Here is a 19,665-nt window from a genome sequence, read left to right on the forward strand (position 1 = left end):
GAAGGCGTCGGCTCTGCCGGGGACGCGCGCGGATGATGTACGGCGCGCTGCTGTCCGTAAAGTGCTCTCCGCTACCGATGTTTGCAGACAGGCGGATGTATGGCAAAGGCGGGGGGACCGCCATGTTGTGGTGGAGTTCGCCCGGTCGAAGCAGCTCCACAGCCGACACCCGGAGACGTGGGCAGATATCGTCGAATCCGCCGGAGCGGGGAATATGCTACCCCGGACTCCTTGGAATGGGAATCGTGGCCAAGCTGTTCGACGTCGTCAATCTGACGACGCTGTATGCCTGGGGTATCGCGAGGCCCCTGGTGCTCGTGCCCGCAGCGATCGACGGGGCATTCGCGATCGCTTTCATGAGGTTCTGGATGCTGAGCGGGCCGCTGACGAAATTGCGAGGCAGCTCAGCATCCGACGGGCACCGGGCGTAATCACCGTGCGGGCGAGGACACCTTCCAGGGAGCGAACGCGTTGTTCACCGACTTCATGGACGAACGCAGCTGGGGGAAGTGCCGCAGCAGCACGCTGGCCATGCTGTTGTTCTCGATCCAGTCCAGTCCGGTCTGCGTGTACACCTGAGGTGTGTAGTCCTTGGTGAGGAAACGGTCGCTGTTGAGCCGGCGGGACGCCATGAGGACGAAGATCCGGAAGGCCGTGTCGCTGAAGGCGAAACCCTTCGGCCGGGGTTCGGCGAACATGCCCACCATGAGGTCGACGCGTTCGATGTCGCCCTCGTACACCCGACGCAGCTCATCGGCCCAGACCGGGTCGTCCGTGAGCGATTCGAAATCCTTCGCCGGAGGAAGATGCAGCAGGCGCCTGAATTCGTTGTACCGCGGCACGCCGAGTTCCCGGATCCGCAGGATGTCGACCGCCCCGAGATCCGTGAGCTTGCCGTCGGGGCGCTGGAACTCCTGCAGGAACTTCGGGTAGTTGTGCAGGGTCACCAGGCCCGGATGCGAAGTGCCGAAAGAGTAGAACAGATCCGGCAGGGTGTGCTTGCCGAGGATCTCGTAGGCATGCCGCCCGGCCAGATCGCGGAACGTCGCCTCCTGCAGGAGGGAGTTGTCCGCGACCGAGCGGAAGCTCCAGTCGTCGGGGACCAGGGGATGCATCCGGTAGACGGCCACGAACTCCTCGGTCAGGGAGAAGGGGACGCCGAAGTGGTCGGTACGCCCACCCACGATACCGCTGAGCACCTCGCTCGAACTGATCCGGCCGAACAGCCGGTGCACTCGCTCACCGAGCACGCCGAACCAGTTGACGCGCATGCCGGTGACCATCGTCGGATGGCTGATGACCGCCGGAGTCCATTCGACGGTGTGGATCTTGGCGATGAGGGCCGCCGTGATCAGGCGCGCCCGCTGGAAGATCTCCTCGTCCGACCAGCCGGGGTATTCGCCGCGCAGCCTGTCGCAGATGGCGTTGTGCTCCAGGATGAACAGGGTGTGCATCATGGCGAGGCCCACCCAGAACCCGGGCACGCTCGCCGGGTCCCGTTCCGGGTCGTCCGAGAACAGTGATCCGTTTCGGGGGACCTTGAGTTTGCCGTCCTCGCCCGTGCGCAGCTGTCGCTGGGCGGCCAGGTCGTCGCCGTAGAGCTGGGACGCGTCCCACCAGTGCGATTTCTCGTTGATGAACGTCGGCGGCAGCCCGTCGTCACCGTCCGGGCGGGTCGGGTCGGCGAGCGTCCGCGGCACGAGCATCGGCCGGACGGGCCACGGGTCGTCGTCGGCCAGCTGGATGTGCCAGGAGCGGTCCACCATGCCCTGCCCATGGCTGACCCAGTCCCGGATCATGAACTGCAACCATGCCGCGACCAGGGCGTTGACGGATTCCGCGGGGACGAACTCATGCCTCGTGAGGACGGCGCGACTCACCTCACGAGGGCTCGGGGTCATGATCTGCGGCTCGGTTTCGGGGAAGCTCCGCTCCGGTGGGGCATTGCGGCCGAAGCGCGAACCGGTCATACCCATACGAGGGTTCGCCAGGTCGTTGTACGTGCCGTCGGCTGTGCGCTCGGTGAGGTGCCGCGGTTCCGGCGGCCCGATCGGCGGCAGGTTCCGTGCCGGGTAGGTGCTGGTGTCGAAGAGGTTCCTCCGGCGCAGGTTGTCACGGAGACCGATGAGGGTCAGCATGCCGAGCGCCTTCGGCAGGTTCTGCCAGCCGATCTTGTGGTCGACAGCCAGCGCCAACTCGTTGTGCAACTGAACGAACCAGGACGCGGTTCCGGTCTTGTCGGCGCTTCGCGGTGTCGTGCGGCCCGCTGAGCCGTTGTGAGCTCTGCCCATCGTGGAATTCCTTCCGGCGTTCGATGCGGGTCTTCTGGAGGCATGGTCAGCGTGTGGCCGGACGGACGCGGTTTCGCCGCTGGGCCAGAAAGGTGAGGGCGACGTTGACCGTCGAGATCACCGTGGCGGCCATCGCCGGCCGTCGGGCAAGCGTCCCTTCCTGCCCGGCCCAGGCGGCTGACATCGCATCGCTCGTATGGATGAGCGTGCCGACGCGCAGTGCCCGGTCGAGCTCGTCCGGGTCCTTGGGGCAGAGCAGCTCGGCACCCAGGACCACGGTTCGCACACCGAACATCCGCAGCACGTAGATCAACGCGGGCCGGCTGGGATCCGCCCCCAGTCGCCGGGCCACCACCTGGGGGGCCAGGAGTGCCGCCACGCCGTTCACCAGCCGGATTCCGGCGAGGCTGTATCGCGCGACTGTGTACCGGTCCATGGTCATCGCCTTTTCCCAAGGGGTGGTGCATACCGCGTCCGACGCTAGGGCCTGTCCCGTCGGTTCGCGCGCCGGCTGCTCCGCTTGGCCGAGCCGTGTCAGGTGCCGTCACCGGGCGCCTCGCGCGGGGTGCCGTTCATCGATTGACGGAGTTCGGAGAGCCGGACGTAAATGGTGCGGCGGGCGCGGTTCTGGTTGCCCAGCGGTCGGTGCTCGGGCAGCGCGTGCCAAGGGTTGAAAGACAGCCGGTCGGCAAGGGCGAACTGTCGCGTCGCGTCGAAATCCTGCCTCGGCAGCCGCAGCGTGGCCACGGGGACGAACGGCGAGAGCCGTTCGGGCCAGAGAACCGAGGCGTTCTCGATCGGCATCCGATGCGGGTCGGTTTGCAGTTGGACGAGGAAGTCGAAGGTGACGTCGCGTTCCCGCAGCGTCGTGGCCAGGGCCTCCCGCAAGTAGTCATCCGGCGGGTTCCACGGCGCCCGAGTGCGGGTTCCGTCACGCGGGACCACGGAGTACTGCATGGCCTGGCCCTCACCGAGCAGATACGGCGTACAGCTCCAGTACCGGGCCTCCAGTGGACTCGAGTGCGTTTTGGCGTACAACCCCTGCATCACCATGTCGCACAGGTGCGGGTCGCGAGGGCCCAGGAAATACAGGAGAGGGGTCCCGTCGAAGACATGCCGCTGCAGCTTGAGGTTCTCCACGACATCCGGGGTGGTGAAGGTCGGCGCGCTGATGCCCGTGAAGTCCTGCGTGTTCCCGTCGTCGTCGAGCAGCTTCTCGCCTTCGACACCGAGCAGCTTGACACCGATGCTGAGGACGCCGTTGTCCTTGATGTCGGGCGGCGACAGGGGTCCCGGTCCGGCGAAGCGGACCCAGGCCCGGAAGGTGGTGGGACGGCTGAAGACACCGTGACGCAGCCGCCCGGGCAAGTCGGCGGACACGGTGAACTCCCCCCGCACGACCCCGTACGTCTTGGTGTTCCCGGCCCGCTGCGCGCATCCCGGCGCATACTCGCGTGCGGTGAAACGGGCCATCCGGCGTGCGATGTCCTCGGCGATCCCGGCCTCCTCGGGCCGGACCGTCTCCTCGGCGAGACGAAGGTGTTCGTCGTGGCGGCGGACGTTGATGAGCCATTGCACCAGGGCCTGTACCGGAGGGCGCAGCAGTCGGTCGAGCAGCGGGCGGATGTAGGGATCGACGCGCCGTTCGAGCTGGACGCACCGCAGGATCGCGTTGTTGACCCGCTGCGCCGCTGTCACCGCTGCTCGCCCTTGCCGGTGGCCGCACAGAGGAACCGCAGCGCCCGCAGCCCGGGGAGGAAGAAGTAGGCGCCACCTCGTACGGAGACGAACTGCGGAAGGCCGACGTGGCGGGTGCGTACGGGCCTTGCCTGTTCGGTGAACGTGGAGCGGTGGTCCCGGTGGGGGGCGACGAGCGGGTCGGGGGAGTCGTAGAGCCCGTTGAAGTTCGGATTGTTCAACCAGGTGTGCTGAATGAACTCGAACTGGCGTGAGATGTTCGCGTTGAGGCAGAGGAAATGCAGCCCGCGTTCACCCCCGCTCCCCGTCCCGCCGTCCGCGTAGGCCCGGCCCCGGCGCAGGATCCGGTGCCGTCTGCCGATCGCGATCGATGCGGCCGATCCGGGCCGGGGGTCCAGTGAGTCCCGCGGGTTGGCGCGTCGGATGTGGGCCCCGAGAGGGCAGCGCAAGCCGTCCCGATCGGTGGAGAAATAGCCGAAGTCGTTGTCCGTGGCAAGGGCAGGGTCGTCCTGCCACGGCGCGCGGATCAGCGGTGCGCCGCCGGGCCAGCGCCCCACCATGCGTGCGGCGAGCGCGTCGCGCGCGGCGGGATCGCCGCTGCCGTCAGGGCGCCTGGTCGCCTCCTCGAGGTAGTCCCAGAACGCGTCGACGTCCTGATGGAGCTGTCGGACAACCAGATAGGTGCCGTTGTACCCGAGATCCGCGTCAGTGCCACCGGGGCCGCGGGGCAGCAGGCCGGCGGAGTCGTGCGGGGGCGGCAGCAGTGGCCGGTCCGTCAGCAGGCCGTACTCGTTGGGGTAGCCGAGGACGAACTCCCCGGCCTTGACCACATCGTCACCGGCTGTGCCGTTGGCGCGAGCGGCCGTGGCCTTGGGCAACCCCTCGATGAGCGGTTGTGAGATGCCGTCCCGGAAGCCGAAGGGTTCGTGATCGGTCAGCTCGTCCGTTCCCAGCCGGACGAGCTCGGTGAGACCACCCGTGGCGAGGACGACCTGGCGCACACCCGCCTCGAGCCGTCCCAGACCCGCCTCGTCGCGCGCGTACAGCAGGGCGAGAACGTGCACCGGAGGGGTGGCCGGGCCGCCCCAGCGCCAGTAGCGCGGGGCGTTCTCCCCGGTGTCGCCGAGCAGGCGACTGCGGTTGGGGTCGGTCATCCCCGAGACGAATTCCTCGGGGAAGCCGTCGAGGCCGCGTGTGTCCAACCCCAGAAGCCGTATGCCGTCCGATGTGAAGGCGAGGTTGATGGCGGTGTCCGAGGGCTCCGCCCGGCCGCTCGTCACCCGGGGGGTCAGCTCACCGAGAGCGGTCCGTGCGCTCGTGGGGTCGTTGATCGTGAGCATCAGAAAGCATGCCCGGCGCAGGGTGCTGTAGCCCCGGGGAATGAGGCCCTGCATGTCGTCGAGTTCCAGAGTCGCCACCGTCACGTCCCCTTCCCCCAGTCGTCCTCGGATGTCCTCAGAGCAGGGCGAGCCAGGCCTCGGTCTCGGCCGGGCTGAGCGTGCCGAACAAGCCCGCGCGTATACGGGCGTTGGTACGGAGGTTGTGCGTGGTCAGGGTGTCGTAAGCGGAGTACCAGACCTGGGTCGGCAGCTGATGGGCGCGGAGGTAGTGCTTGAACGCCAGCTCGTCCTTGGCGCCGTCCAGCACGAGCCACCGAGTGCGTGGATAGCCCAGCCCGTTGCTGAAGACGGCGTTGAGGCCCCAGGCGACCTTGTCGATGAAGTCGTCCATGTAGCTTTCCAGGCTGCCGTCGTAGTTGCTCGCGAAGACCACCCGGCGTTTGCCGTCGATGAACATCCAGCGTGCGAAGTGGATGGTCCTGACCCCGGCGAGATCCCCCCGGTTGAAGAAGTGGCGGACTCCGTAGTCCACGACGAACAGGATCGCGGTCAGAGTGATCCGCCTGAACTGGCCGGGCTTGACCGCGCCGAAGGCGGTGAACGGGTTCTGTACGACGAAGTCCTCGTAGGAAGCGAGCTCGCGCACGTGGGCGCGGTCCGGACGCTCCCGGCTGGGAATGTCATGGCGCTCGTGCCATCTGACCAGCACGGCCCAGACCGGCAGAGCGACCACGAGGAACGGCAAGATGGCCAGTCCGGCCAGCGGGACGCCGACGAGATGGGCCGCCTCGCGGATGCGCCGGCGCAGGGCGGGCCTCGCGGGCCGCGAACGCGCCCAAGCCAGGTCCTGGCGGCCGATGACGTATTCCTGGACGGCGGCGCGTATGCGGGTGGGACTCCTCCCCGACAGTTCGGCGGCGTGCCGGTCGAGGAACTGCTCGATCGCCTCGCGCAGCCTGGCCTCGTCCAGGATCTGCCGCTGCCCCCTGCCGACGGTATTGACGTAGAAGGCCGCGCACGGCACACGGCGCGACCGCAGCCAAGCGACCCGCTCGCCGTCCGAAGCACCCTCCGCCGGGTATCCGTCGCAGTATCCGAACACCTTGTCCAGCTCTTCGCCCGCTCCACGCACCAGGTCGGCGAGGTGGGCGGACGGCGATACGTCCACCTCGCTCATGTAGACGACACCGGCCGGCAGCAACTCGCCGGCGCTGTCGTGCCCCTCCGGAACAAGTACCAACCGTGCGAAATGGACTCCCTCTGCTTCGGCGAACCGGAAAACCTCACCCGCCCCCTTCCGGTTGGCTTCGTCGAGCACCTTCCGCACGTCATCGACGTGGGCCGAGGGCACGGTGGCCAGGACGGTGACTGCCGACTGGTATGGCATGTCCAGCACCTCCCCCTTCCTCGCGGCTGACGGGCCCTCGCCCGCGGTGTGTCAGGACAAACGTCTCAGGTGTGCGGACCGGCGAAGTGCAGAGAGAAATTCAGGATTTTGCGCTGCCCCCAATAGACGACTCCCAGATAGAGATGAGGGCCGATCTGGCGCAACTCGTCGCGTATCCAGTGCGCGACGAGCGAGGTGCGGGAATAGTCCAGGACTATGCATTCGCCGCCGCCCAGCCGGCTCTCGTCCCGGTAGACCTGCGCGCGTATCGCCCGGATCCCGAAGGGCGTGACCCTGTTGCGGAGTCCGCCGCCGTCACGGTCGAAGACCTTGCCCTGCCATGCGAGGAGACGCGCGAGCGTGGCCGCTGCCTTGGACACCTTCGCACCGCGCGCCACCAGCACGGTGCCACGTCCCTCACCTCGAGGTGTCTCCCCGGGATGACTGGCGCGGAACAACCGGTCGAGCTCCGGCCGCGACATGGTCAGCAGCTGGTCGACGTCCGCACCCGTGTCGTGGCTCATCGCACACCTCCAGGGCGGTCCCAGGTGTGACACCATCGTATTTCGGTTCGCCTCGCCCGGCATCTCAGGGTCACGGCACCAGCTGCCGCAAGGCGGCGCGGGCCTCACGGGCGAACCCGGTTATCACCCAGGGTGCGTCGTGGCAGGAGAACCGGCGCCCGCCCGTCAGGTGGCGGCCGGTGCCGCAGGACTGTCTGTGTCCCGTCTGCTCCGAGTGCGGCAGGAGGAGGGGCTTGCCGGTGTCATCGGGTCTGCCGGTGGGTGGGACGGTGCGTTGGCGATCCGATGATGGACGGCGCGTGTCGAGAACACGGATGCGTCGACCACCATCGCGTGTGATGAAGCCGCGTGACGGGGGTACCGGCAGGGCAACGCGTGACGGGACGGCTCAGGAGGGCGACGGTGGAATCGATAAGTCAGTTGCGACAGCTCAGAGTCCTGTATGCGGGCGGTGTGGTTGCCTGGGCTTTCTGCCTGTTGCTGACCCTGCTCCAGGAAAACGGGTCGGTACGGCAGATGATGGTCTTGCTGGGTCTGCTCGCCGTCTTCCTCGTCCTGCTGCTGTGGTCGTCCTGGTGCCTCTGGGAGGCAGGGACGCGTCGTCCGGCGGACCGGGCCGCGAGCACGGCGAGCGCGCGGCTCGAGCAGTCGTAGGCCGTGTATCGAAAGTGGCTCTTTACCTGTGAGCGGCCGGCGAGCGGGAGGCACCCGGCGCTGGCTGTTGATGTCGGGCGAGCGTCACCTGGCTGTAAGTCAGGTGACTCGGACCTTCCCGCCCTCCGGAGGCGACCGGAGGACGCGCGCCGGGCGGTGATCAGGAGAGCGGCCAGTTGCGTAGGGCGGCGTCGGTCATCTCCTGGAGTTCATCGCGACCGACACCGCTCGCGGCTTGCACGGCGATGCCGAAGGCCAAGGTGGTGACGTAGCGGGCCAGTAGCCCCGGATCCGTCTGGGGAGGCAGGTCACCGTCGTTGACGGCTCACTGGAATCGCTCTCGGATGCGGGAGTAGCCGTTGGTGCGCCAGGCGACGAGAAGGTCACGGACTTCCCGCCCGGAGTCGCCGGCGGTCAGGGCGTCTTGGACGCCCAGGTACCCGTGGGGACGGGCCGGGCGGGTGGTGGTTCGAACGGTGCCGACCAGGACGGCGGTGGCGACCCCGAGGGCGGTCGACTCCTCCAGAGTTCGGGTCAGGTATGCGCTCGGGCCTTCGCTGTAGCGCTCCAGGGCCTTGCGGAACAGCGCCTCCTTGGTGCCGAAGGCCGCGTACATGCGCGCCCAAGCGGTGTGTCCTCCTCGACGGTCAGCGGCCGGGTCCGGGGTCCGGCCGTACCGCGGTGTCGATACCGGCACGCGCCGCCTCCAACTGGGCCGCGAACGCGATGCCGAGGAAGAGAGCGACGGCGGTGAGGTTGGCCCACAGCAGAAGGGCGACGAAGGCGGTGAGCGGCCCGTACAGGGCACCGAACGCGCCGCTCCCCTCGACGTAGAGCGCGAGCAGCCACGTCGCCGTGACCCACAGCAGGAGATGAACAGCGGAGCCGAAGGCCAGCCACGTGTAGCCGGGCTGGACCCGCCGGGGCGACCAGCGGAAGATCACCGCGGAGGCGACCCACGCCAGCGCCAGCCCCACCGGCAGGTCGAGCGTGCCCCACCACCCCGTGCCGCTGCCCGGCCCCCCGACCACCCGGGCTACCGCGTCGCCGACGGCGTCGCCGGCGACGAGCACGACGAAACCGAGCACCAGCGGCAGACCGGCCGAGAATGCGAGGAGGATGGCCCTGCCGTATTTGAGAGGAAACGGACGATCGCGTTCGATGCCGTAGATGCGGTTGGCGCCCCGCTCGATCTGGCCCATGGCCGAGGCGAGGTTCAGCAGGGCGAAGCCCAGACCGAGCCACAGGGCCAGCGTGGCCCCGAGGTCGCCGTGGGCACTGCGCCGCGTCCCGTCGAAGGCGTCCTGGACGAGGTCGGTGCTGGCGCCGGGCACGATCCGGCCGAGGGTGAGTTCGATGACCCGGCCCACACTCTCGGTGTGCACCGAGGTCGCCAGGCCCACCAACGCCACGGTGAACGGCACCAGGCCGAGGACGACTTGGAAGGCGAGCGCCCGGGCGTTGGTGAACCCGTCCGCGTAGCGGAAGCGGGCGAAGGAGTCGGTGAGCAGCCGCAGGCTTCCGTAGTGCCGCAGCGCGGCGAACGCCTCGTCGCCGGAGAGTTCTTCCCCGATCATGTCCCGGGTTTGGGGGACGTGGACGACGGTTCCCATAAGCGCGTGCTCCTCGCCTCAAGTGGGTTCTGCTCCAGCTATTGATCGCCCCTTTTTCTGACCTCACACCTCCGGGGTGAGGCGGTGGCCCTGTGCGCCCAATCGAGCAGCACCGCGGGTTTCCGCAGTCCGGGCGGGACACGCCCGCTGCCCGGGCGGGCTGTGGCCCTCTGGTGGTCCTGGAGGGCAGGGAGGTTGCGGATGCCGTCGATGCGGGCCCTGCTGACGAGTTGGTGCGTGACAGCGCGTGAGCCGTAGTGGCGTCTCCGCGGACTTGGCCGGTTTCCGGTCTCCGGGCCCTGACATGTCTTCACCGCTGGCCCTGGGACCAAGCGGCGGCGGGATCAGCGACAGGTAAATGGCCCGCGGCCTTGCGAAAGGTGTGCGATGCGGACGCGGGACTCAGCGTGCGGTCGCCGCCGGTGCGTCGGCCGCATGCCGCTCGGTGGTCTCGGTGGTCTCGGTGCGCTGGGCGACGATGAGCGCCGGGCGGGCTGTGCCGCTGAGCGCGAGGACGATGAGCGGCAGCAGGGTGAGTGCGGCGAAGACGGCGCCGACCAGGGTTGGACCGGTCAGGCCGAGCGAGGAGTCCAGAACCCGGCCGGCGAGGGCCGAGCCCACGGCGATGCCCGTGTTGTACGCGGAGGTGGTCAGTGCCGAGGTGAGGGTCCGGGCGTTGCCGGCGAAGCGGACGGCGAGGGAAGTGACGACCGGGTTGACGGTGAACCCGGTCAGAGCCATGACGAAGACCAGGACCACGGCCGCCACCGCGCTGTTGGAGGCCGGGATCAGGACCAGCAGCGCGACCGCGGTGGCCGCCGCCGCGGTGATCGTCGTGGTCATCGGGCGCCGCTCGCCGAGACGGCCGCCGATGGCGGTACCGGCCAGCGCGCCGACACCGAAGGCAATCAGCACCAGCGGCACGGCGCCCGCGGCGATGCCCGCCCGGTCGGTCAGCAGCGGCGTGATGTACGTGTAGGTCGCCAGGACACCGCCCATGATCAGCACCGCGGCGGCGAGCGCCAGCCACAACCGGCTCTGCCGCAGGGCACGCACCTCGGCCCGCACCGACACCTCGGCGCGCTGCCCGACCCGCGGGACGAACCGGCCGACGAACACGGCGGCCAGGGCAGCCAGGACGGCCAGCGCCCAGAACGGCCCGCGCCAGCCGGTGAACTGGCCGACGAACGAGCCGATCGGCACGCCGACCACGTTGGCCAGGGTCAGCCCGCCCATCATCACGCCGACGGCCCGGGTGGCATGGCTCGGGCCCGCGGCGGTGGTGGCGATCACGAATCCGACGGCCCAGAACGCCCCGGTGGCCAGCGCGGTCACCACACGGGCGGCGAGCACGACGGTGAAGGAGGCGCTGAGCGCGGCGACGACATGCCCGAGCGCGAAGACGGCCAGCGCGCCGTTCAGGGTGTGGCGCTGGGGCAGGCGCAGGGTGGCCATGGCCATGGTCGGCCCGCCGACGATCATGCCGGCGGCGAAGGCGGTGATCAGCAGACCGGCGTGCGCGACGCTCACGTCGAGGTCGGCTGCCATTTCCGGCAGCAGTCCGGCGACGACGAACTCGGTGGTGCCCATCAGGAACGTGCCGGCGGCGAGGACCCAGACGACGAAGGGGAGCTTGCCGGGGGCGGGCCCGGTGGCGGAAGGCATGCGGAGACTTCTTCCCGTACGAGGGGTGGGCGCGGTCAGGAGGCGGCCACGATGGTGATGCGCTCGGCCCCGGCGAGCCGGCCGGGATCGGCGTCGATGTGGCCGAGGATCAGCAGATCGGCGGAGGCGGAGGGGCCGTCCTCGTAGAAGAGGGCGAGGTTGCCCCACGGAGCGAAGTACGCGATGTCCCCGGCCTGGGCCGCGGCCGGTTCGGGTGCTTCGTCGGTGGTCAGCCTGCGCGGCGGATAGCCGATCCGCTCCGTCCCGTGGAAGTCCTCCAGGTCCAGGGTGAGCGGGAGCAGGGAGGCGAGGTCGCGGGCGGCTGGGCTGTCGTTCAAGGTGGCCGCGACGGGACGTCCGTCGAGGGTGACTCGGATGTCCATGGCGGTAGGCCTCTCGGACGGTGCCTCGCGCGGCGCACTCGGCCGGCGGGAGGAAGCGGACGGGACGGGAGACGGCGCCGACGGGCCGCTGCCGCAGGCCGTCACGGCCAGGACCAGCGCCGTCGCGGCGGCGAGGGGGAGGGAGGCACGCAGCATGGCCTGGCCCTGTTCCTTCGGTCGGGCAGCGGCTCGGGGTCGTGCTTGGGGAACGGGAGGAGTCAACCGGTGGCCGGGGCGGCGGCGTACTCCTCGTCGCTGACGGGGGTCAACCGGTGGCCGGGGCGGTGGCGTACTCCTCGTCGCTGACCGGGGTCAGCCAGTGCACGACGTCGTGGTCGGCGTCGCCCTCGTTGATGGCCAGGTGAACCATGAGCCGGTTGGGCGCGGCGCCGTGCCAGTGCTCCTCGTCGGCCTCGAACAGCACGCGGTCACCGGGCCGGATGACCTCGACCGGCCCGCCTCGGCGCTGGCACAGGCCCACCCCTTCGGTGACGAAGACGGTCTGGCCCAGCGGGTGGCGGTGCCAGTGGGTACGCGCTCCGGGCATGAAGTGCACCAGGTTGGCGGTGACCCGGGACGGAGCGGGAGCCGCGGCGACGGCGTCGATGTAGACGTCGCCGGTGAACCAGTCGGCGGAACCCTTGACGGTGTCGATCGAGCTTCGGGTGATCTGCATGGTCGTTCCTTGTCTGTGCGCGTCATGGAGCAGGCCCATGGCTGTCAGGTCATGGGCCTGCCCGTGGGGGGTCAGGGCTTGAGGAGGGCCTTGATGGCGCGGCGCTCGTCCATCGCCTTGTAGCCCTCGGCGACCTGGTCCAGGGGGAGGGTGAGGTCGAAGACCTTGCCGGGTTCGATGCGGCCGCTCAGGACGCGGTCGATGAGGTCGGGCAGGTAGCGGCGTACGGGGGCGGGGCCGCCGCGCAGGCCGACATGGGAGAAGAACAGTTCCTGGCCGTCGACGGCGACGTCGTGGGGGACGCCGACGAAGCCGACGTTTCCGCCGGGCCGGGCCGAGTGCAGGGCCTGCCGCATGGCCTGGGCGGTGCCGACGCACTCCAGGACACTGTCGGCACCGATGCCGCCGGTCAGCTCCTTGACGCGGGCGACGCCTTCCTCGCCGCGCTCGGTGACGATGTCGGTGGCGCCGAACTCCCGGGCGAGCTTCTGCCGGGACTCGTGGCGGGACATGGCGATGATGCGCTCCGCCCCCATTTCCTTGGCTGCGATCACCGCGCACAGGCCGACCGCCCCGTCTCCGACGACGACGGCGGTGGAGCCGGGCTTCACCTCGGCGGCGTCGGCGGCCCACCAGCCGGTGCCCATGACGTCGGAGACGGCCAGCAGCCCGGGCCAGAACCGCTCGTCAGGGGACTCCTCGGTGGCGACCAGGGTGCCCTGGGCGTTGGGGATGCGTACGTACTCGGCCTGGCAGGTGCTCATGAACTCGCGGTTCAGGCAGTTGGACTGGAAGCCGTTGCGGCAGTTCGCGCACGTGTTGTCCGAGGTCGCGAAGGAGCCGACGACGAACTGGCCCGGCCTGACCGCGGTGACCTCGGAGCCGACCTCCTCCACGAAGCCGACGTACTCGTGCCCCATGGGGTGGGCGTGCTCGGTAGGCTCCGCGCCGCGGTAGGGCCACAGGTCGGAGCCGCACACGCAGGTCACAGCCGTGCGGATGACCGCGTCGGTCGGCTTGATGATCGTGGCATCGTCCACGGTCTCGAAGCGCACATCGCCGGGGGCGTGGATCACTGCTCCGCGCATGAGAAGGATTCCTTACGTACTGGGCGTCCGGTACACGGGGTGTACCGCTGTCCGCCGGATGCGTTTTCCCGGCCCGGGACGGCGGGCGGCGACGCGGCCGCCCGCCCTCCCGGGCCCGGCGCCCTCGCCGGCCTCTGGGAGTCGGGCCGAACGTGAAGCGCCACGTCATCCAGAAGAACCCAATCTCGCGCGGGTAGCGAGTTACCGATGAGGGGTGTACTGGCAGTGCATCCCTCACGCGCCGCAGGGGCCGTACCGTCGGAAGTGTGGACAATCGTGAAGAGGTCCGCGAGTTCCTCACCTCGCGGCGCGCAAAGATCACCCCCGATCAGGCCGGAATGCCCACCGGCCCCCGGCGCCGCGTGCCGGGCCTGCGCCGCAGCGAGGTTGCGGCCCTGGCCGACATGAGCGTCGAGTACTACGCGAAACTCGAACGGGGAAACCTCGCCGGCGTCTCCCCGGCCGTCCTCGAAGCCCTGGCCCGCGCCCTCCGGCTCGACGACGCCGAACGAGCCCACCTGCTGAACCTGGCCCAGGTCGCAGACGGCTCCGACGCCCTCACCCGGCCCCGCCGCCGACGTATCAAGGACCAGTGGACACCGCACCGCAGCCTGCAGTGGACGCTGGACGCCGTGACCGCCGGCCCTGCCTTCGTCCGCAACGGCCGCATGGACATCCTGGCCGCCAACCAGCTCGGCCGCGCCTTCTACGCCGACATCCATGCCACTCCCGGCAACCAGGCGAACCTGGCCCGCTTCAACTTCCTCGACCCCGCTTCCCGCCGTTTCTACCCGGACTGGGACCTCTTCGCCGACATGGCCGTCGCCATCCTGCGTACCGAAGCGGGCCGCAACCCGCACGACAAGGACCTGCACGACCTCGTGGGCGAGCTCTCCACCCGCAGCGACGAGTTCCGCACCCGCTGGGGCGCCCACGACGTCCGCCACCACGGCACCGGCACCAAGCGCTTCCACCACCAGGCCGTCGGCGACCTCACCCTCGCCTTCGAGGGCCTCGAGATGGCCGCCGAACCCGGCCTCACCCTCACCATCTACACCGCCGAACCCGGCTCACCCTCCGAAGAGGGGCTACGCCTCCTCGCCTCGCTGGCTGCCACACAAGCAGCCGACTCGGCTTCGGAGCCATCGACAACCAGCTGACCATGGGTTATGCGAGCCCAGTCGTCCGGCCCTCGCGTCGGCGGCGGTCGAGCCTCACGGCTGCCGCCCGACCTCTCGAGAGGTCGGAGTGACCAGTTCGACGGACACGGTGCGGTCATGCGAGCCGGGGCAGCGCGCCGTGTCGAGGTGCCGGACGCGGCGGACTTGCCGGGCCTCGTGCCTGCTGCTGACGAGGTTCCGTCGCTGGATGTTGGGGGAGGCAGGCGCGTGTCCGCGAGGAGGACCTTCACCTTTCCCGCACTCGGCACCGGGCAGGCGACGCGGATTCAGTACGTCTTGTGAGCAGGGGCTGGGGACGCGGTAGAGGGTACGGAGCAGTACCTGGAAACGGTACGCGCGAATGCCGGACCGGCCGTTACGCTCGATCTCACCCGGGGCTCGTGCAGCAGGAGTACGTGTACGGGACGCCGGGCCGGGGCCTGGGAGCGGTGCCGGTCGGCCTGACCGTGGCCACCAGGGATGCGTGAGCCACCGAGGGGTGGGGGACGGGTGAGGAATCGGACCACGTTGCGGGTGGGTTCGCGTACGTCACGGCCCGGTACGTCACGCGGGACACCGGATACCGCCGCCGAGCCGTGGTGGAGGAAGCACGGACGGCTGCTCTATCTCGGGGTCGGCATACCTGTGATCGGCGCGGTGCTGACCGCCCTCGCCCTCAACGGCCTGGGCCTGGGCGGCGAGTCCGAACCTGCCGCGCCCGCCGCTACAGGCAGCCCCTCGGCGAGCCCGCCGTCCGCGCCGTTCACCGTGTCCGCCCGGCAGGACGGCGATGACGGCGGCTGCACGGCCCTGGAGGACAGGATCTCCTCGCCGCGGGATCGGGCGGAGATCGTGACCGGCGGTGACGTGGCCGGGGTCGTCCGGCGCCATCGTGGCGCACGGGCCGGTGAACTCGCCACCGAACTCACGATCGAAGGCGGTACGCAGCCCCTCACCATCACCTCGATCGATATCGAGCCCGAACAGCCGCGTCCCGCACCGCCGTTCGCCGGAACGCTGCTGTGCGAGGCGAGCGCCGGAGGTGAGCCGAAGATCCAGCTGTACGCGGACCTGGACAGCACCCGGCCGGTGTTCTTGACCGGGAAGGGCTCGGCCGATCGATACTTCGACGAGCACGTCGTCACGCTCGCGCCGGGCGAGCAGGTCAACCTGTCGGCGACCTTCGTGGCCGTGAAGGGGTCCCGCGAGTTCCGGCTGGTCGTCCGCTATGTGCGGAACGGCAAGGAGGGCGCGGTCTCCGTGCCTGCCCCGAGCGGGAGCCGGTATGCAGTGACCGGATACGCCGCGGAGTACGGGGCCGTGTACTCGGGGTCGCCGAACGGAGGGTTCCGGCTCGAGGACGGCTCCCGGCCCTGCCGATGGTCGCCCGCGGCGCCGTGCTGACCGGCGCGTTGCTCACCGCTCCGGGGAAGGCCCGCAAGAACCTGGGAAGACCCGCAAAGTTTCGGCAAGTTCTGGGAGACGGGGAGTGGGATGGCACGTCTGAGTTCGCGTACGGACCTGCGTGCGGCGGGAGCGGGCCTGCTGGTCATCGTCCTGCTGGTGCTGCTGGTCGGCGACGGGAGGACCGTCGGCAGGCCGTCCGGGCCTCCGAACACCCTGGAGGTGGCCTGGTCGTATGTGACCACCGGGCGGGCGCTGGACGCACGCGACGTGCCACCAGCCCTCAGCGACGAGGCGTTGGCGATTCCCGTAGGCCGCTCCGTCCGCGTCGTGGAAACCCGGAGCGGCCAGCTCCTCTCCATCGTGGACGGCTTCGCGGAGGAGGCCCCCGACCTGGGGCTGTCGGGCGGTGTGCTCTTCCTCGTGGACACGCAGGACCACTTCAAGGACACCTTGCGTGCGTACGATCCCGCGACCGGGCGCGAGCTGTGGCACCGCAGGGCGGCCCCTAGGCCGGATGGGAAGGGGGCCGGTGACTTCGTCGCCGGAGGCGTTCTCCTGGCGGACTGGGGACCGGTGGTCATGGACGGCGACCGAGTACTGGCCCTTGAGCCGCGTACCGGCGCGGTCCGGTGGAACGTCCGGTTGGACACCCACTGCGCCAACCCCCACCCCTACGTGGACGTGCCCTACCGCATGGCGGAGACGTCGGCCCGTCTTCTCCTGCTCCGCCACTGCACGGGCGAGACTGCGGAACTCCAGGCGGTGGACGAGCGGGACGGAAGGTCCGTATGGCGAAAGCGGCTGGGGCCTGGGAAGAACATCAGTGTCAGTGCGGCGGACGGGGCCATTGGTGTACGCATGGACGACGAGTTCCGGTTGCTTACGGAGCCGGGTGAGGAGATCCTGCGGCAGGCGGGGTTCGGATATCCGCTGGGGGAGGAACAGGGAGTCGTGTACGCGGGCGTCGGCCAGAATCTGCGGGCCTTCCGGGCGGACACCGGGAAGCCCGCCTGGAAACGTGCCCGCCCTACGACCGGCTTCGCCTTCATGAAGGACGGGCTGATCGTGGAAGACACGAGCACGGACGGCTCGTACTCCGGAGACGGACGCTGGTCCGCCGGGGACGCCGCCGGGCAGGGGCCCGGAGCCAGCACCTTCGTGGCTCTTGACGGCCGCCGGACCGCCTCGGTGCCCTGGCCGGTCGCCGGGACGCTGCTGGGGGCGAGCGGGGAACTGCTCGTGGTCCGCAGTGAGGAAGCGAAGGGAACTCGCTATACCGGACTGCGGCCGGGGCATCGCGCCAAGGACGCGGCCCGGCCCGTCGCACTGGGGGGATCGGAACCGCGACACTGGCCCGACGCCTGCGGTCTGGTGGACGCCGGACTCCTCTCGGAACTCGCCCCGGACTATCTCGCGCTGCCGGGGAAGCAGAGTCGCACCCTTCGCGGAGTCCGGCTGCCGCACCCGAGTGTGTGCCGCTTCGCCACGGAGTCCGGTGACGGCAGCGACGTCTTCTCCGTCACTGTGCGCTGGGTTGCGCCCGATGCGACGGCCGCCCGGACGTACGCGGCCAGCGCAATGCCTTGGGGCTGCGCCCCGTCACTCGGCGGGTGCGTGACTGCCGAGATCGAGAAGCCGCGGAGCGGGGCCTGGCTGTACACCTACCGGACGGGCCTGGAGTCGAGACCTGTGGCCCACGCCACCGTGGTGTCCGGCCGGTACGTCCTCGGGGTCGCCGCGGGCGAGGACGAACCGGCGCACAGGGCGCTGGTCCGACGGGTCGCCCTGCACCTGTCCGAGCGGGGCGGGCACCGGGAATGAGACACGAGGATCTGGGACGCGAGTTCTGCTTGCATAACGCGGCTCGGGCAGAAGCCGCGCTTCGCCTCGCCTTCGAAGGTCTCGTACCAGGTTGGCTCGCCGCCCTCACCTACTGATGAAAGGTGTGCGAACGCCGAGGCTCCGGAACGTGCGAGGGCTCTGCACGCGTCTGGCATGCTGCGGGCACTTCACTCGTTCCTTGCTCAGCCGGCGGTGAAGGCGGGGTAGTCGGTGTAGCCCTCGCTGTGACCGGCGTAGTGGGTGTCCCGGTCGCCGTCGGCCAGTGGGTGGCCCTGCGCGAAGCGCTCGACCAGGTCGGGGTTGGCGATGAAGAGGGCGCCGAAGGAGACCGCGTCGACTGTTCCGTGGTCGAGGATCTCGTTGCCGAGGGCCTGGGTGAAGCCGAGGTTGGCGACGATGTTGCCCTGGTAGTGGGCGCGGTAGCGGGAGAAGAGGGCGATGCGCTCCTCGATGGTGCCGGGGGCGCCCACGAGGTGCAGGTAGGCCAGGTTGCTGTCGTTGAGCTTCTTGAGCAGCTGGTCGTAGTCGGCGAGTGTCTCCTCGTCCGCGGTGAACGCGGTTCCGCTGGTCCAGCCCGGGGACATTTTCACGGCGATGCGGTCGCTGCCCCACACGTCACTGACGGCGTCGAGGATGTCGAGGAGGAACCGGGCACGATTCTCGCTGCTGCCTCCGTAGGCGTCGGTGCGCTGGTTGAGACGGGGGTTGAGGAACTGCGGGATCAAGTGGGATACCTGGGCGTGGAGTTCCACGCCGTCGAAACCGGCGCGGCGGGCGTTCTCGGCCGCATGGCGGTAGTCGGCGATGGTGTCGGCGATCTCGGCGGCGGTGTAGGCGCGCGGGGTGAGGGTGTCCTTCGGGCCGGAGGGGGTGAAGGACATCTCGCCGGGGTTGATGGCCGAGGGTCCTGCGGGCAGACGGCCGCCAAGGTGGTCGGGGTGGGAGGCCGCTCCGGCGTGGCCGAGCTGGGAGATGATCCGTCCGCCCGCCTCGTGGACGGCTTCGGTGACCTTCGTCCAGCCGGCGGTCTGCGTGTCGGTGTAGATGCCGGGGACGTTGATGAAGCCGATCGCGTCGGGGCTGACCCAGGTTCCCTCGGTGACGATCAGTCCGGCGGTGGCGCGCTGTGCGTAGTAGGTCGCGTGCAGGTCGGTGGGGGCCAGCTCGGCGTTGTGAGCGCGGGCGCGGGTCATGGGGGCCATGACGACGCTGTTGGGGAGCTCCAGCGCGCCGAGGCGGACGGGCTGCAACAGGGGTTGGGTGGTCATGAGTGACTTCCTTGTGCCGAGGGGCGGATGAGGAGGGCGAGGAATGGGCGGGGGCCCGGCTCAGTCCTGTTTGAGAGCGTGGAGGGCGGAGAGTGGGCCGCCGAGTTGCATGAGGCGTCCGCCCTCGCGCAAGGAGCCGAGGTCGACGGGGGCGAAGCCGAAGGCGGCGGTGAGGTCCTTGACGGTCGTCTTGGCGTCGGCGTCGTCACCCGCGAGGAACAGCACCTGGCGTCCGGCCTGGTGGCGCGGGTCGGCGGCGATGTACTGGCCGTAGAGGGTGTTGAACGCCTTGACGACGCGGGCTCCGGGCAGCAGTGAGGCGACGTATTCGCTGCCGGTCAGGCCGCCCAGGTCAGCGATCTTCGTGTGCGGGGGCGGGGAGGCGAACTGGTTGGTGGCGTCGATGACGATGCGTCCGTCGAAAGGCGGCAGGCCGGCTGTCGCGTCCGGGATCTGGGGCCAGCCGACCGCGAGGAGTACGAGGTCCGCCGCGGCGGCTTCCTCCGGAGTGCCGGCGTGGGCGAGCGGTCCGAGTTCGTCGGCGAGCCCGGCCAGGGAGGCGGGGCCGCGGCTGTTGCTCAGTACGACCTGGTGGCCGTGGGCCACGGCGTGATGGGCGATGGCCTGGGCGACGGTTCCGGAGCCTAGGGTTCCGATCTTCATGGCAGT

The 19,665-nt window shown here is 69.7% G+C and carries 18 protein-coding genes and 1 pseudogene; 5 read left to right on the plus strand and 14 right to left on the minus strand.

What is annotated here, in order from left to right; genetic code table 11:
• Positions 1-245: 245 nt before the first annotated feature.
• A complete protein-coding gene (locus tag IE178_RS27115; protein WP_193514111.1) occupies positions 246-431 on the plus strand; it encodes a hypothetical protein in 186 nt (61 codons plus the stop codon).
• Here the strand turns inward: IE178_RS27115 and IE178_RS27120 are convergent, their stop codons facing one another.
• The 6 genes from IE178_RS27120 to IE178_RS27145 form a co-directional block, all read right to left on the minus strand.
• Positions 432-2,291 (minus strand): peroxidase family protein, encoded by a 1,860-nt coding sequence (locus IE178_RS27120; RefSeq protein WP_193514112.1) that lies wholly within the window; start codon positions 2,289-2,291, stop codon positions 432-434.
• 46 nt (positions 2,292-2,337) lie between these two features.
• Entirely contained in the window at positions 2,338-2,733 is a 396-nt protein-coding gene (locus tag IE178_RS27125; RefSeq protein ID WP_318280267.1) for a hypothetical protein, read from the minus strand.
• A 92-nt stretch (positions 2,734-2,825) separates the two neighbouring features.
• Positions 2,826-3,989: a catalase family protein gene (locus tag IE178_RS27130; RefSeq protein ID WP_184765771.1), complete on the minus strand. Its 1,164-nt coding sequence runs from the start codon at positions 3,987-3,989 to the stop codon at positions 2,826-2,828.
• The gene (locus IE178_RS27135; RefSeq protein ID WP_318280268.1) at positions 3,986-5,413 is read right to left on the minus strand and encodes a Dyp-type peroxidase; all 1,428 of its coding nucleotides are present in this window, start codon (positions 5,411-5,413) and stop codon (positions 3,986-3,988) included. The genes IE178_RS27130 and IE178_RS27135 overlap by 4 nt, the downstream gene beginning before the upstream one ends.
• 31 nt (positions 5,414-5,444) lie before the next feature.
• Complete coding sequence (locus tag IE178_RS27140; protein ID WP_193514149.1) at positions 5,445-6,716, minus strand: hypothetical protein; 1,272 nt, start codon at positions 6,714-6,716, stop codon at positions 5,445-5,447.
• A 65-nt stretch (positions 6,717-6,781) separates the two neighbouring features.
• Positions 6,782-7,240 carry a hypothetical protein gene (locus IE178_RS27145; protein WP_184765770.1) on the minus strand — a complete coding sequence of 153 codons (459 nt, stop codon included), beginning with the start codon at positions 7,238-7,240 and terminating at the stop codon, positions 6,782-6,784.
• A 402-nt stretch (positions 7,241-7,642) separates the two neighbouring features.
• On the opposite strand from IE178_RS27145, the gene IE178_RS27150 reads away from it, so the two are divergent.
• Positions 7,643-7,894 (plus strand): hypothetical protein, encoded by a 252-nt coding sequence (locus tag IE178_RS27150; protein WP_193514113.1) that lies wholly within the window; start codon positions 7,643-7,645, stop codon positions 7,892-7,894.
• A gap of 160 nt (positions 7,895-8,054) precedes the next feature.
• Here the strand turns inward: IE178_RS27150 and IE178_RS27155 are convergent.
• The 6 genes and pseudogenes from IE178_RS27155 to IE178_RS27180 all read right to left on the minus strand — a co-directional run.
• A pseudogene (locus IE178_RS27155) lies at positions 8,055-8,510 on the minus strand (TetR/AcrR family transcriptional regulator); the annotation flags it as partial.
• A 31-nt stretch (positions 8,511-8,541) separates the two neighbouring features.
• A complete protein-coding gene (locus IE178_RS27160) occupies positions 8,542-9,507 on the minus strand; it encodes a YihY/virulence factor BrkB family protein (RefSeq protein ID WP_193514114.1) in 966 nt (321 codons plus the stop codon).
• Positions 9,508-9,909: 402 nt separating this feature from the next.
• Positions 9,910-11,172: an MFS transporter gene (locus IE178_RS27165; RefSeq protein ID WP_193514115.1), complete on the minus strand. Its 1,263-nt coding sequence runs from the start codon at positions 11,170-11,172 to the stop codon at positions 9,910-9,912.
• A gap of 35 nt (positions 11,173-11,207) precedes the next feature.
• Positions 11,208-11,711, minus strand: a complete 504-nt coding sequence (locus tag IE178_RS27170; protein WP_193514116.1) for a cyclophilin-like fold protein — start codon at positions 11,709-11,711, stop codon at positions 11,208-11,210.
• Between the two features lie 109 nt (positions 11,712-11,820).
• On the minus strand, positions 11,821-12,231 hold the full coding sequence (locus tag IE178_RS27175; RefSeq protein WP_193514117.1) for a (R)-mandelonitrile lyase: 411 nt from the start codon (positions 12,229-12,231) through the stop codon (positions 11,821-11,823).
• Positions 12,232-12,302: 71 nt separating this feature from the next.
• Positions 12,303-13,319: a zinc-dependent alcohol dehydrogenase family protein gene (locus IE178_RS27180; protein ID WP_193514118.1), complete on the minus strand. Its 1,017-nt coding sequence runs from the start codon at positions 13,317-13,319 to the stop codon at positions 12,303-12,305.
• 266 nt (positions 13,320-13,585) lie between these two features.
• On the opposite strand from IE178_RS27180, the gene IE178_RS27185 reads away from it, so the two are divergent.
• The 3 genes from IE178_RS27185 to IE178_RS27195 all read left to right on the plus strand — a co-directional run bounded on the left by IE178_RS27185 (position 13,586) and on the right by IE178_RS27195 (position 17,707).
• A complete protein-coding gene (locus IE178_RS27185; RefSeq protein ID WP_193514119.1) occupies positions 13,586-14,479 on the plus strand; it encodes a helix-turn-helix transcriptional regulator in 894 nt (297 codons plus the stop codon).
• Between the two features lie 534 nt (positions 14,480-15,013).
• Positions 15,014-15,883 (plus strand): hypothetical protein, encoded by an 870-nt coding sequence (locus tag IE178_RS27190; RefSeq protein ID WP_193514120.1) that lies wholly within the window; start codon positions 15,014-15,016, stop codon positions 15,881-15,883.
• 90 nt (positions 15,884-15,973) lie between these two features.
• On the plus strand, positions 15,974-17,707 hold the full coding sequence (locus IE178_RS27195; RefSeq protein WP_193514121.1) for an outer membrane protein assembly factor BamB family protein: 1,734 nt from the start codon (positions 15,974-15,976) through the stop codon (positions 17,705-17,707).
• A gap of 203 nt (positions 17,708-17,910) precedes the next feature.
• Here IE178_RS27195 and IE178_RS27200 read toward each other — a convergent pair whose 3' ends face one another.
• Complete coding sequence (locus tag IE178_RS27200; protein WP_193514122.1) at positions 17,911-18,996, minus strand: alkene reductase; 1,086 nt, start codon at positions 18,994-18,996, stop codon at positions 17,911-17,913.
• Positions 18,997-19,056: 60 nt separating this feature from the next.
• Entirely contained in the window at positions 19,057-19,659 is a 603-nt protein-coding gene (locus IE178_RS27205) for an NADPH-dependent F420 reductase (RefSeq protein ID WP_193514123.1), read from the minus strand.
• Positions 19,660-19,665 lie beyond the last annotated feature (6 nt).

Source organism: Streptomyces griseoloalbus (genome assembly GCA_014650015.1).
Lineage (GTDB): Bacteria > Actinomycetota > Actinomycetes > Streptomycetales > Streptomycetaceae > Streptomyces > Streptomyces griseoloalbus.